The organism is Amycolatopsis sp. MJM2582, from assembly GCF_000754115.1.
Lineage (GTDB): Bacteria > Actinomycetota > Actinomycetes > Mycobacteriales > Pseudonocardiaceae > Amycolatopsis > Amycolatopsis japonica.
Genome location: NZ_JPLW01000005.1, coordinates 690290 through 702357, shown reverse-complemented (window position 1 = coordinate 702357; position 12068 = coordinate 690290). Strand labels below are relative to the sequence as shown.

The following is a 12068-nucleotide window of genomic DNA, read 5'->3' as shown; positions in this document are numbered from 1 at the left end:
GGCGGCATCGGCTGCCCGAACGGGCAGGTCAGCCGTCGGTCACCATCGCCAGATACGGCCCGAACTCACGGTCCAGGCAAAGTCTGCCCAGCTTGCGATACTCCCGCGCGACCGCGCCGACCAGATCCGTCATCGCCACCGGGCGGCCCGCTTCCGCGGCCAGATAGGCACCGGTGACCGCGGCCGAGCGGATGTGCCCGCCCGCCAGCTCGAAGGCCTCGGCGAGGAAGCCGAGGTCCAGGTCGTCGGCGCGGGGCATCCGGGCGCCGAGGCAGCGGTCCCACAGCTGACGCCGCAACTCGACGTCCGGCAACGGGAAGTCCACGATCACGTCCAGCCGCCGGGTGAACGCCTCGTCGAGGTTCGCTCGCAGGTTGGTGGCCAGTACGGCGATACCGTCGAAGGTTTCCATCCGCTGCAGCAGGTACGCGCTCTCGATGTTCGCGTACCGGTCGTGTGCGTCGCGCACCTCGGACCGTTTGCCGAAGATCGCGTCCGCCTCGTCGAACAGCAGCACTCCGTTGACTCCGGCGGCCTCGGTGAAGATCCGCTCCAGGTTCTTCTCCGTCTCGCCGACGTACTTGTCGACCACCGTCGCCAGATTCACGGTGTAGAGGTCGAGCCCCAGCGAAGCGGCGATGACCTCGGCGGACATCGTCTTGCCCGTCCCCGAATCCCCGGCGAAGAGCCCCGTGACGCCCCGGCCGCGGCCACCGCCCGGCCGCATCCGCCACTCGTCGAGCACCTGGTCCCGGTAGCGTGCCCGCGCGGCCAGTTCGTCCAAAAGGGACAGTACGCCCGCGGGCAGCACGAGGTCGCTCCAGCCGACCACGGGTTCGATCCGCCGGGCGAGCCGCTGCAGTCCGGCCGCGTTCTGGCTCCGCGCGCCCGCGCGCAGATGGGACGTCCGCACCGGCCCGCCGTCGGCCAGCGCCGTCACCGACGCCGCCTTCGCCGCACGGGCGATCTGCCCCGGCCCCAGCACGAAATGCGCGGTCGCCTCCCCCGGATCGACATCCGGAGCGAGCCCGCCGTCGAGATGGCTGCGCCAAAGATCCACCCGGCTCGCCGCGGACAACGGGAACGCGTCGAGCTGCAACGGCGGGATCGCACTCCACCGGGGATCCCAGGCCCCGGTGCCGTGCACGACGAACGGGACCGCCGGATGAGCGAGCTTCTCCAGACGCGGCGAGTCGTCGACCGGGCCCAGCACCAGCCCCGCACCGCGCAGCAACGCCTCCCGCACGAGCGACCCGGTGAGCTCGCCGTGCCGGGATTCCGCCTGCCATCGTGCCGCGTCGACCACCAGCGCGGGATGGCCTGCCCCGGTCAGCGCCGCGACACCGAGTTCTTCGGCACCGCCGCCGGGATGCTCCCTGAGATAGACCAACCCGACCTGGCCTCTGATCGCCCGGATGAGCCGATCGGCCCCGGCCACGTCGGTGACCCTCGTGCCGAGATGTGCGCACCCGGCGAGTTCCGGGGCGAGCCGATCGTCGCCGAGCAGGTGGTTCACCACCCGGTCGGGCACCCGGAGCGTGCGTGACAGGAAGGGACGTTCCTCGTCCTCCATGATGAGCAGGCCGCAGGTGATCAGCGGAGAATCGGCGTCGAGCCGCGCCCGGCCGGCGGCCGACGCTTCGGGGACGCCGCACAGGCGCAAGGCCAACCCCGCCGTCGCCCGCCGCCGGGTCACGTCGTCGTTGAGGTAGCCGTAGAACTGCTCGAACCGGCTGTCGAGGTCGGGCGCGAGCGCGACGAGCAGCAGTTCGACGTCGACGCCGGTGAGTCCCGCGCGCTCCGCCAGCGGATAGAGGCGGCCGCCCGGCACGGAGTCCGTGAACGGCGGGAACGGCTCCCGGTGGCCCTCCAGCAGGGCGTCGATCGTCTCGTTCGACAGGTACAGCCCGCGGAAGGGGTCGTCAGGGTTCGGGTCGGCGGCCCGGCGGCTCTCGACCGCGTCGCGGATCCGCTGTTCGAGCCGCGCCAGCCGCTCGAACAGGTACTCCAGGCTCATCGGGACTTCCGGTGGGTGCGCGCCATCGCGACCCGGCGCTGCCCTTCGACCGCCCCGCTCTCCGCCACGTGGTGCCCGACCAGCTCACCGTCGTGGGCGTCGAGCTTCAGGCCTTCCTTCGGCGGCTGTTCGGCCGGCAACACCCGTCCACTGTGGACCGGCGCGGAGATGACGACGTCCAGCGACGGTTTCAGTTCGCCGCCCAAAGCGGTCCAGACGTCGGCGAACGCGCGGTCCTCCGGCGGCGGCAACGCGACCGTCATCGGCACCGGCAGGCCCAGCTCGGCCAGCGACCCGGTGAGCGCCGACTCGGGGACGGCGTCGTGGGCGAGCAGGCCGAGCAACAGGTCGGACAGCACGCGGTGCTCGTCCTCCGGCCGCTGCGTCCACGCGGTGACCAAATAGGACAGCTTGATGTGCCGGGGCGGCAGGTGCCGCGCCGAAACCTTGCCGAGCTGGTCGTACTCGTTGAGCAGGCCGCGTGAACGGCGTCGAAGGTCCTCACGTACGTCGTAGAGATAGACGTTCACCGTGGGGGCGTTGCGCCGCGCCGCCCATTCCTTGTTGGGCGCGTCGAACGCGACCTCGATCTCGCTGCCACGCCGGGTCTCGCCCCGTACCAGCCGCCGCAGCGCCTCGTCGACCTCATGGATCACTGCGGACCTCCTCGGACGGCGGTCTTCCCACGATGATCGCGATGGCGCCGACCGGCCAGTCTCGCGACGGCAGACCTTCGGGTACGCCGTGCTGCCCGTACGGGCAACCGAGCCACCTTCGGTTACGCTGCCGGTCGTGCCCGAACAGACATGGTCACCCACCCCGGGGACACCCGTAGTCGAGTACCGATCCAGTCGCTGGTTGTTCATCGGCGGACTGGCCATGCTGGTCTTCTTCGGGTTGGCCGCCATCGTCCCGGACGTCGGGACGCCGTCGCCGAGATCGAAAATGCCCGAGGGCCCCGCGTCCTTCCTCTTCGGCGCGCTCGCGCTGGGCGGCCTGATGCTGATGATCGGCTCCGTCCCGCACATGATTCGCTTCGCGGCCGACGAACGTGGTCTGTGGTGGAGAGCCGGCCGCAAATCCGACCTGATCGGATGGGACGAGGTGCGCTCGGTGCGCGGCCAGGAATCGCGCCCGCCGGTTCAGGGCGATCCGAACTCGAAGGCCGTCCTGTCCGCCTTGGTGTTCACTCCCAAAGACCGTCACTTCGAGAACCGCCACTCAAAGCTGTTCACGCGCCCGCCCACACCCGGCCCCGAAGTGGAGCTGAGACTGCCGAGCAGCGCCATCGTCCGGCAGTTGACCCAGGAGATCGCGAGGGTCCGGCCGGACCTGGTCCCCTAGCGCCACGAGTCCATCCGAACACTGGAGGTTCCATGCCCAAGGGCTACTGGGTCAGCGTCTACCCCACCATCGCGGACCCCGAGGCGCTTGACGCCTACAACAAGCTGGCCGGCCGGGCCGTCAAGGCCGCGGGCGGGCGGACGTTCGCCCGCGGCGGCAGCCGGGTCGTCGCCCACGAAGCCGGGATCGCCGAGCGCGTCGTCCTGATCGAGTTCGACACCTTCGAGCAGGCGGTCGCCGCATACGAGAGCGCGGCCTACAAGGAGGCGCTGGCCGCACTCCCCGACGGGTTCGAGCGCGACTTCCGCATCGTCGAAGGCCTCGACTGACGTCCTAGTCGGCACCCGCGTCGGGAGAACCTCCCGCCCGGGCCGCGCCCCGATCGCAAACCCGTCCGATGGTGGCGGGTTCGGCGGCCGGCGTCCGTGAAGGCCTCCTTGAGGGACTCTGGGTCCCTCAAGGAGGCCTTCACGACCCGGGCGACGACCGCCGGAAGGCGGCGCGATAGTCCCGCGGCCGCCGTCCGGTGTGCTTCGCGAAAAGAGCGGCGAACGTCCCCGGGTCCCGGTAGCCGACGGCGGCGCAGATCCCGGCGACCGTACGGTCCGTGGTCTCCAGGAGATGGCGGGCGCGCCGGACGCGTGAGGAGTGCAGGTATTCGAGCGGGCTCTGCCCGGCTTCCGCCGCGAATCGCCGCAACATCGTCCGGGTGCTGACGTTGAACCGTCCGGCCAGCGCGGCGAGGTCGTAGCGCGCGGCCAGGTTCTGGTCGAGCCAGCGCATGACCGGGCGGGCGAACCCGTTGCCCGGCCGCGGAAGCAGCCGCGCGTCGACGTACGGCGTCTGCGAAGACCGCGCGTCGTCGACCAGCGCCACCCGCGCCGTCTTCCGTGCCACTTCGGCACCGTTGTGTTCCCGGATCAGTCCGAGCGCGAAGTCGTACATGGCGCTGAAGGCCGCCGTCGTCGTGACTCCCCGGTCGGTGACGACGAGATGCTCTGGCTGGACCAGGGCTTCTGGACGACGTCGGGCCAGCTCGTCCGCGAAGAGCCACGAGGTGGTGACGCGGCGATGGTCGAGGAGCCCGGCCTCCGCGAGCAGGAACGCGCCGACGCAGATCGAGACGACGACGTTGCCCGCGGCCGCGTGGGAACGGATCGCCTCGACCTCTCCAGCGAGCCGCGCCAGCTTCGCGTCGATGTCCTGGCCGGGCATGTGCTCGAAACCCGGCACGACGAGGACGTCGACCTCGCGCAACGGCGAGACGGTCAAGGTGACACCGCCCGACGCGACGACCCGGCGGCGCTGCGAGACGACGGAAACCTCGTACCCGGCATGGTCCGGGCCGGCGAGGTACGTGGCCATGGTGAGCAGATCGGGAACACCGAAGACTTCGGACGCGAAGCAGCCCGGGTACGCCAGGACACCGACTCGCAACACGTGGCGAGATTAACCCGATATCCGGCGATCCGGCCCATTCCCTTGATAGTCACCCTCGTCGAAGCTGCGGTCATGCGCGAACACTCCGATGATGCGATCGCCGACTTTTCCCACCGCCCGGTGGAGGTGGACGGCGTGACGAAGACCGTTCACGTCGCGGGTTCCGGCCCCGGCGTGGTGCTGATGCCGGAAATGCCCGGCATCAGTCCCGACGTCCTCCGGTTCGCACGGTGGGTGCGAGACGCGGGGTTCACCGTGTACGTCCCCTCACTCTTCGGGGTCGACGGCGCCTACCCCACCGCCGAGGCAGGCGAAGAAGTGGTCCGCCGAGCCTGCGTCAGCGCCGAATTCCGGGCGTTCGCCGGAGGCGGCACCAGCCCCGTCACGCGATGGCTGCGCGGGCTCGCGCGGATCGTCCACGCGGAATGCGGCGGTCCCGGGGTCGGCGCCATCGGCCTGTGCTTCACCGGCAACTTCGCGCTCACCATGGCACTCGAACCCGCCGTGATCGCCCCCGTGGTCAACCACCCGTCACTGCCGCTGGACGACCCGGGCGGCCTCGAACTCGGCGACGACGACGCGGCCGCGCTCCGGGACCGGATCTCGCGCGACGGCCTGAAGGTGCTCGCCTACCGCTTCGAGGGCGACCGCTGGTGCACCGGACAACGCTTCGCCGCTTATCGGGCTCTTCTCGGTGACGCCTTCGACGGGCGCGTCCTGCCGGACACCGCCGCGAACACCGACCCGCCGCCGTTCTTCCGTGACGTGGTCGGCACCCCGCACAGCGTCGTCACCGCCCACCTCGTCGACGCCGAAGGCCACCCCACGGTGCGGGCCAGGGACGAGATCCTCGCGTTCCTCACCGAGCGCCTGTAGAAACGAACGGCCACGGCATCGAGAGGAGAACGACATGCGCCGAGCCGACGTCGCCGATCACAGCGCGATCGTCGACCGTGTCCAGCGGTGGTGGGGCGACTCGCGCACCCCCGCCGAGGCCCGCGAACTCTCGCTGCTGCTGCCCAAGCTGTTCCTCCAGTTCTTCTCCAGGACGAGCCTGGTCCTGGAAGACGAAACCGGCATCAGGGCGTTTCTCGTCGGCTTTCACGCCCCCGACAACGACGTCGAGGCGTACATCCATTTCGTCGGCGTGGATCCGGAACTCCGCGGTCAGGGGACGGCGCGCCGCCTGTACACGGCCTTCTTCCGGCACGCCGCCGAGGAGGGCCGCACGGAGGTCCGCGCGATCACCTCCCCGGCGAACACCGGATCCATCGCCTTCCATCGCGCCATGGGGTTCACGCTCGAAGACGGCGACCGGGTGATCGACGGTCTTCCCGTGCACGGCGACTACGACGGCCCCGGCCAGGACCGGGTGTGCTTCTACCGGAAGCTCGCCGGCTAGCCGTAGATGGAGGCCGCCCATTCCGGGTGGTCGATGAACGGGTTGCGGTTGTGCTGGAACTGGTCGTAGATGACCTGGTTCCGGCGCTGCTCGGTGGCGTCGGGCGGGTCCTGGGTGTTCCAGGTCAGCAGTACCGAGAGCCGGCCGATGTTGGGTTTGGAGCCGTTGTCGACGGCGTCATTGGGTTCGAGATCCGGGAAACCGTCGGTGCCGTCGTAGCGGACGGCCATGTACAGGATCATGCGCGCCACGTCGCCCTTGACCGCGTCCCGCGGCTCGAACGAATCGTCGTCGGTCAGGCTGCCGGGCGCCTCCTCAACCGGAGAGCCTCCGGCGTCGAAGTCCTTGTTCCCACGGGTGCTGTTGACCGACGCGTCCTCCGCGCGCAGGTGGTGCAGGTCGGTCCCCGGCCCGACGGCCGTGCCGAAGTCGCCGTGAGACTTGGCCCAGACGTGTTCCCGGTTCCAGTCGTCGACGCCCCCGCCGTTGGCGGTCTTCGCCTGTGAGCGACCGCTGTAGAGCAGCACGACGTTCGCCTTGTTGGCCGGGTCCTCGTCGGTGGCCCTGATCCCGTCCCACACCTGGTCGTAGGTCAGTTTGGTGCCGGTACTGATGATCTTGTGCAACGCGGCCTTGAGCTCGGGGCCGGTCTTGCCCAGCGCGTCCTGGTAGTAGTCGTCACCGGACACCGGCCCCGCGAGAGCCGGTGGCGCGAACGCGAGCCCCGCCGCGGCGCCGAGCGCGAGAACGAAGGAGATACGGCGGGTCGGCTGCATGCACAGTTCCTCTCCCCAGAGGCGCCTGCCCGGCTCGTCGTCCGCTCGACCACGACCCAGGCAACGCACTAGTCAGCTAGTTGGAAAAATACTGTCATGTCTGTCAATAGCCGACGGGTGACATCCGCGGCCGGTCACGCGACAATCGTCGTCCTGATCGTGACTCACTGGAGGGCCGCGTGGCCGAGTTGAACGAGCAGATCCGCGACTGGGTCGTGGCACCGAACTTCTGGCATCTGGCCACGGTGAACCAGGACGGTTCGCCTCAGGTATCCCCGATGTGGGTCGACATCGAAGGCGACTTCATCGTGTTCAACACCGCCATCGGCCGGGTGAAGGAGGAGAACCTGCGCCGCGATCCTCGCGTGTCGTTGTCGTGCCTGGACACGGCCGATCCCTACGACCGGGTGGTGATCCACGGCCGGGCCGTGGAGTTCGTCGAAGGCGACGAGGCGGATCGCTGTATGGACCGGCTGGCGAAGAAATACGTCGGCACCGACAGGTTCGAATGGCGGATTCCCGGAGAACGGCGGGTGAAGGTTCTCGTCGAGCCGACGCGCGTCCGCCATGTCGTCGGGGTCGAGCCCTTCCGGCGCGGACGTCTCGACTGAGTCAGTCCTTTGTGGACATAGGTGGCGGTGATGCAACCGAATGACCCGCCCATCACGTCCTCGGCACATGAGATGGATCGCACTGTGCCTCCTCCTGCTCCTGGCGGGATGCGGCGCCGGCGCCGGCGCGAGACAGGCGAAGCTGGAGTCCTTCGTGGAACTCGGCTCGGCGCCTCGGCCGGCTGGGTTGAAGCCCGCGGAACTGGGAACGGCCGAGGGGCAGGAGTTCCAGCGCATCCTGGAACGCGCCAAGCTCGCGAAACCGGACGAGGTTCGTGCCGCCTTGTCGTTCGCACCGCCGGCCGATCGGCGCGCTTTCGCCTTCGTCGTGCCCGGTTGCGCCGAGGACGGCGCCGAACTGACCATCGAGCGCGACACACTGACCGCGAAGCTCACCGGCGGGGAGAACGTCAATTGCGCTACGGCGAACTACTTCCTCACCGTCTTTTCCGTGGACCGTGACTCGATCCCGGCGGCACCCACGTTGCTGACGATGCCGCGCTAGGCCGCGACGGGAGCAGAAGTCGCGCCTACCGCCGACCAGGGTTACGGCTGAGCCAGGCCGGTGTTGCGGGCGTAACATGGCACCGTGACCGACGAATCCGACGGCCGGAACTGGCTGGTGATCGGCGTGTCCACCGCCGGCGGACCGGACTCGCTGCGGGTTCAGGTCTGACGGCCCGTGCGCTGCCGATGGCGTTCACCGAGCCGGCCGAGGAGCGTGTGGTGATCGCCGAACTGAACGAGGCCCGCGACGCCGTCGAGCTGGCCGCGGCCGAACTCGCCGCCTTCGAGGAAGCCGCCTTGCGCGCCGAAGCGTCCGAGATCCGGGCGGGGACGAAGCGATGACCGGCTCGTTCTGGTGGGATCTGCTGCTCGGCGTCGCCGGTGCGCTGCTCCTGGCGTGGCTCGCGCTCGTCGTGGCACTCGTGCTCGCCCGGCCCCGGGGCGGGCTGCTCCGGGAAGCGCTGCGGCTGCTGCCCGACGTCCTGCGGCTCATCCGCCGTCTGGCCGCGGACAGGACACTGCCCCGCGGCGTCCGGATCAGGCTCGCGCTGCTGCTGGTCTACCTCGCCCTGCCGATCGACCTCGTCCCCGATTTCATCCCCGTTCTGGGTTATGCCGACGACGCCATCATCGTCACCCTCGTCCTGCGTGGCGTCGTCCGCCGCGCCGGGCTCGAGACCGTCCGCGCGCACTGGCCCGGTACCGACGACGGTTTCGACGCACTGGCCCGCCTGACCGGATTTCCCGCCGCCACACCCTGATCCGTTTAGCGAGTTGTGCGCATTTCCTGTCGGAGGCGTAACAACTTTCGGCCTTCCTGCGGCATACCGGAGAGCTGTCTTGTTCCGTCCGGTCCCCGCCGCAGGAGGATTCGCGTGTTGAATTCCCGTCGTTTCCTGTTTCCCCGAAGATCGCGACGCGCGCTGGCGGTGGGTGTCATCGGCCCGCTGGTCGGTGCGCTCGCGGTCGGGCTCGTCGCCGCGGCACCGGCCGAAGCCGCCGTGCCCACCGGTTTCACCGACACGGTGGCGATCGGCGGGCTCAGCTCGCCGACCGCCACCGCGTTCGCCCCGGACGGCCGGGTGTTCGTCGCCGAGAAGAGCGGCCTGGTCAAGGTCTTCGACTCGCTCGCCGACCCGACGGCGACGGTGTTCGCCGACCTCCGCACGCAGACGCAGGACTTCTGGGACCGCGGCCTGCTCGGGCTCGCCGTCGACCCCGCCTTCCCCGCCAGGCCGTACGTCTACGTCTCGTACACCCTCGACGCGGAACCCGGCGGCACCGCGCCGCGCTGGGGTGACGCCTGCCCGACCCCGCCGGGCGCGACCGACAAGGGTTGCGTCGTGACCGGCCGTGTCTCCCAGCTGACGATGGGCTCGGCCGGCACGGCCGTGAGCGAGAAACCGCTGGTCACAGGCTGGTGCCAGCAGTTCCCCAGCCACTCGGTCGGCGCACTCGCCTTCGGCCCGGACGGCGCTCTGTACGCGGGTGGTGGCGACGGCGCCAGCTTCTCGTTCGCCGACTACGGCCAGGTGGGGAACCCCTGTGCCGATCCGCCCTCACCCGCCGGGACGAACCTCACGCCACCCTCGGCCGAAGGCGGCGCGCTGCGTTCGCAGTCGCCGCGACGCGCCGCCGGCCAACCGGTCCTGCTCAACGGCACGCTGCTGCGCATCGACCCGGACACCGGTGAGGGCGTCCCCGGCAACCCCTTCGCGAACAGCTCCGACGCCAACGCGCGGCGCGTGATCGCCTATGGCGCGCGGAACCAGTTCCGCTTCGGCTTCCGGCCGGGCACCAGCGAGCTCTGGGCGGGCGACGTCGGCTGGGACACCTGGGAAGAGATCAACCGCGTCGCCGACGTCGGCGACAGCGTGGCGGAGAACTTCGGCTGGCCCTGTTTCGAGGGGAACGCCAGGCAGGCCGGTTACGACGGCGCGAACCTCGACCGGTGCGAATCCCTCTACTCCTCCGGCGGGCACTCCGCCCCGTACTACGCCTACAACCACCGCGCCAAGGTGGTCGCGAGCGACCCCTGCCCCACAGGTGGCTCTTCGATCAGCGGCATCGCGTTCGAATCCGGCAGCAACTACCCGGCCGAGTATTCCGGCGCGTTGTTCTTCGCCGATTCCTCCCGTGGCTGCATCTGGGCCATGCAGACCGTCGACGGCCAGCCGAACGCGAGCCGTCTCGTGCCCTTCGTGACCGGCGTCAACGTCCCGGTGCAGGTGCTGACCGGCCCGGGCGGCGACCTGTTCTACGTCGCGCTCGGCAGCGGCGAACTCCGCCGCGTCAGCCATCCCAGCGGGACCAACCGGCCGCCCACCGCGGTGGCCACGGCGACCCCGTCGAGCGGACCGGCGCCGCTGACGGTGCGCTTCGACGGCACCGCGTCCACCGACCCGGACGCCGGGGACACCCTGTCCTACGCCTGGGACCTCGACGCCGACGGCGCGTACGACGATTCGTCGGCCGCCGACCCCACCTGGACCTACACCGCGGCAGCCGCCGTTGACGCCGGGCTCCGGGTGACGGACTCCCACGGCGCGAGCGCGACCACGACGGTGCGGGTGACCGTCGGGAACCCGGAGGGCCTCGACCCGGTGCCCGTCATCGACAGCCCGGCGGGGACGCTGACCTGGTCGGTCGGCCAGACCGTGTCCTTCTCGGGCCGCGCGGTCGACGCCCAGGACGGGCAGCTCCCGGCATCGGCCCTGTCGTGGCGGCTCGCGATCCGGCACTGCGCGACCAACGGCACCTGCCATACGCACAACGTCCAGGACTTCCCCGGCGTCGCGTCCGGGTCGTTCGTCGCGCCGGACCACGACTACCCGTCGTACCTGCAGCTGACTCTCACCGCGACCGACTCGACCGGCCGGACCGGCAGCAAGACCGTCGACCTCCAGCCGAAGACGGTGTCGCTGAACTTCACCTCCAGTCCCAGCCAGGCGACGCTCACCGTCGGCGGCGCGCAGCAACGCACGCCGTTCTCCCGGACGGTGATCGCGGGATCCACCAACTCGATCAGCGCGGACAGCCCGCAGAAACTGCCTCCGCTGAACCTGAAGTACGCCTTCACCGGCTGGGCGCACGGCGGCGCGCGGGCGCAGAACATCATCGCGCCCGGTACGTCCACGACCTACCAGGCGAACTATCGGCTCTGCTGGCTGTTGAACCCCTGCTGACCGCCGATACAGCGGGTCGTGAGTGGCGTTTCGGGTTCTAACCCGAAACGCCACTCACGACCACCGTGAGGCACCGAAACCGTCCATAATGGAGTACTCCAGCACGCCTTTCGCGAAGCCGTAAGAACCCCGAAAGGATCGGAACCCCCATCGGAGAGCCCCCGTCGGATCGCGCATCCAGATCCCGCACGGAAGGTGCCTCCGATGACCTACCCAGGCCTGCCCGACCAGCAGAACAACCGCCCCGCGACCGTCAAGCCCGGCGTGGCCGTCGGGATCCTCGTCGCGGTGATCGCACTGGTCGCCTTCTGCATCACCGGCTTCGCCGCCCCCGGTTTCCTGCTCCGCAAGGGTCCCGGGCTCTCGTTGCCCACCCCCACCTCCAGCCCGGCGACGACCTCCTCGCCCACGAGCACCACGGAAAGCCCGACCAGCACCAGGGTCAGCCGTCCGAGGATCACCCCCACCAGGAACCCGGCCACGCCGCCGGCGCAGGGCGTTCAGGTGATCGTGGACTTCCTCACCAAGATCGCCGGAAGCGACAAACCGGGGGCGATCGCGTTGGCCTGCGAGGCGCAGAAGCGGTTCATGGACGACAAGATCGATTCCCTGATCCCGCTGGGGTCACGTGTTCAGGTGACCTCTGTCAACGGGACGTCCCGGTTCGTGCTCGCCGACGTCGCCGGAGTCGCCAAAGGACGGTCGGCGAAGGGCATCGTGATCTCGGATCTCAAGGCGGACGGCGGTTTCTGCGTCACGACGTTCAGCATCCGCACCATCGGCTGA

Annotated in this window: 13 protein-coding genes and 1 pseudogene; 10 read left to right on the top strand and 4 right to left on the bottom strand. The window is 69.8% G+C overall.

Translation table 11 applies throughout. The features are described 5' to 3' along the window. Positions 1 to 28: 28 nt before the first annotated feature. Both ED92_RS31105 and ED92_RS31100 read right to left on the bottom strand, forming a co-directional pair. Positions 29 to 2017, bottom strand: a complete 1989-nt coding sequence (locus ED92_RS31105; protein WP_037344445.1) for an ATP-binding protein — start codon at positions 2015 to 2017, stop codon at positions 29 to 31. Next, positions 2014 to 2673, bottom strand: a complete 660-nt coding sequence (locus ED92_RS31100) for a DUF4255 domain-containing protein (protein WP_037344442.1) — start codon at positions 2671 to 2673, stop codon at positions 2014 to 2016. The genes ED92_RS31105 and ED92_RS31100 overlap by 4 nt, the downstream gene beginning before the upstream one ends. A 136-nt stretch (positions 2674 to 2809) precedes the next feature. On the opposite strand from ED92_RS31100, the gene ED92_RS31095 reads away from it, so the two are divergent. Continuing rightward, positions 2810 to 3361, top strand: a complete 552-nt coding sequence (locus tag ED92_RS31095; protein WP_037344439.1) for a hypothetical protein — start codon at positions 2810 to 2812, stop codon at positions 3359 to 3361. 32 nt (positions 3362 to 3393) lie between these two features. After that, on the top strand, positions 3394 to 3690 hold the full coding sequence (locus tag ED92_RS31090; protein ID WP_037344437.1) for a DUF1330 domain-containing protein: 297 nt from the start codon (positions 3394 to 3396) through the stop codon (positions 3688 to 3690). A gap of 139 nt (positions 3691 to 3829) precedes the next feature. On the opposite strand, the gene ED92_RS31085 is transcribed toward ED92_RS31090, so the two are convergent. Then, complete coding sequence (locus ED92_RS31085) at positions 3830 to 4801, bottom strand: GlxA family transcriptional regulator (protein ID WP_037344435.1); 972 nt, start codon at positions 4799 to 4801, stop codon at positions 3830 to 3832. Positions 4802 to 4936: 135 nt separating this feature from the next. Between ED92_RS31085 and ED92_RS31080 the strand changes: the two genes are divergently transcribed. Further along, entirely contained in the window at positions 4937 to 5677 is a 741-nt protein-coding gene (locus tag ED92_RS31080) for a dienelactone hydrolase family protein (RefSeq protein WP_235213402.1), read from the top strand. A 19-nt stretch (positions 5678 to 5696) separates the two neighbouring features. Continuing rightward, positions 5697 to 6203: pseudogene (locus ED92_RS31075) on the top strand (N-acetyltransferase family protein); the annotation flags it as partial. On the opposite strand, the gene ED92_RS31070 reads toward ED92_RS31075, so the two are convergent. Further along, positions 6200 to 6979 (bottom strand): endonuclease I family protein, encoded by a 780-nt coding sequence (locus ED92_RS31070; protein ID WP_037344429.1) that lies wholly within the window; start codon positions 6977 to 6979, stop codon positions 6200 to 6202. The pseudogene ED92_RS31075 and the gene ED92_RS31070 sit on opposite strands and share 4 nt — an antisense overlap. Before the next feature lie 179 nt (positions 6980 to 7158). Between ED92_RS31070 and ED92_RS31065 the strand changes: the two genes are divergently transcribed. From ED92_RS31065 to ED92_RS31045, 6 genes are all read left to right on the top strand, one after another. Then, positions 7159 to 7590, top strand: a complete 432-nt coding sequence (locus ED92_RS31065) for a PPOX class F420-dependent oxidoreductase (protein ID WP_037344426.1) — start codon at positions 7159 to 7161, stop codon at positions 7588 to 7590. A 67-nt stretch (positions 7591 to 7657) separates the two neighbouring features. Further along, the gene (locus tag ED92_RS31060; RefSeq protein ID WP_235213401.1) at positions 7658 to 8095 is read left to right on the top strand and encodes a hypothetical protein; all 438 of its coding nucleotides are present in this window, start codon (positions 7658 to 7660) and stop codon (positions 8093 to 8095) included. A gap of 221 nt (positions 8096 to 8316) precedes the next feature. Beyond that, complete coding sequence (locus ED92_RS43690) at positions 8317 to 8439, top strand: hypothetical protein (RefSeq protein WP_255355383.1); 123 nt, start codon at positions 8317 to 8319, stop codon at positions 8437 to 8439. Next, the gene (locus tag ED92_RS31055) at positions 8436 to 8858 is read left to right on the top strand and encodes a YkvA family protein (RefSeq protein ID WP_037344423.1); all 423 of its coding nucleotides are present in this window, start codon (positions 8436 to 8438) and stop codon (positions 8856 to 8858) included. The genes ED92_RS43690 and ED92_RS31055 overlap by 4 nt, the downstream gene beginning before the upstream one ends. A gap of 114 nt (positions 8859 to 8972) precedes the next feature. Continuing rightward, entirely contained in the window at positions 8973 to 11282 is a 2310-nt protein-coding gene (locus ED92_RS31050) for a PQQ-dependent sugar dehydrogenase (RefSeq protein WP_200882762.1), read from the top strand. Positions 11283 to 11486: 204 nt separating this feature from the next. Then, complete coding sequence (locus tag ED92_RS31045; RefSeq protein ID WP_037344417.1) at positions 11487 to 12068, top strand: hypothetical protein; 582 nt, start codon at positions 11487 to 11489, stop codon at positions 12066 to 12068.

Coding starts and splice junctions, on each gene's coding strand:
- ED92_RS31055 (WP_037344423.1), top strand. CDS start 8,436: ATGACCGGCTCGTTCTGGTGGGATCTGCTGCTCGGCGTCGCCGGTGCG.
- ED92_RS31060 (WP_235213401.1), top strand. CDS start 7,658: ATGAGATGGATCGCACTGTGCCTCCTCCTGCTCCTGGCGGGATGCGGC.
- ED92_RS31070 (WP_037344429.1), bottom strand. CDS start 6,979: ATGCAGCCGACCCGCCGTATCTCCTTCGTTCTCGCGCTCGGCGCCGCG.
- ED92_RS31045 (WP_037344417.1), top strand. CDS start 11,487: ATGACCTACCCAGGCCTGCCCGACCAGCAGAACAACCGCCCCGCGACC.
- ED92_RS31090 (WP_037344437.1), top strand. CDS start 3,394: ATGCCCAAGGGCTACTGGGTCAGCGTCTACCCCACCATCGCGGACCCC.
- ED92_RS31105 (WP_037344445.1), bottom strand. CDS start 2,017: ATGAGCCTGGAGTACCTGTTCGAGCGGCTGGCGCGGCTCGAACAGCGG.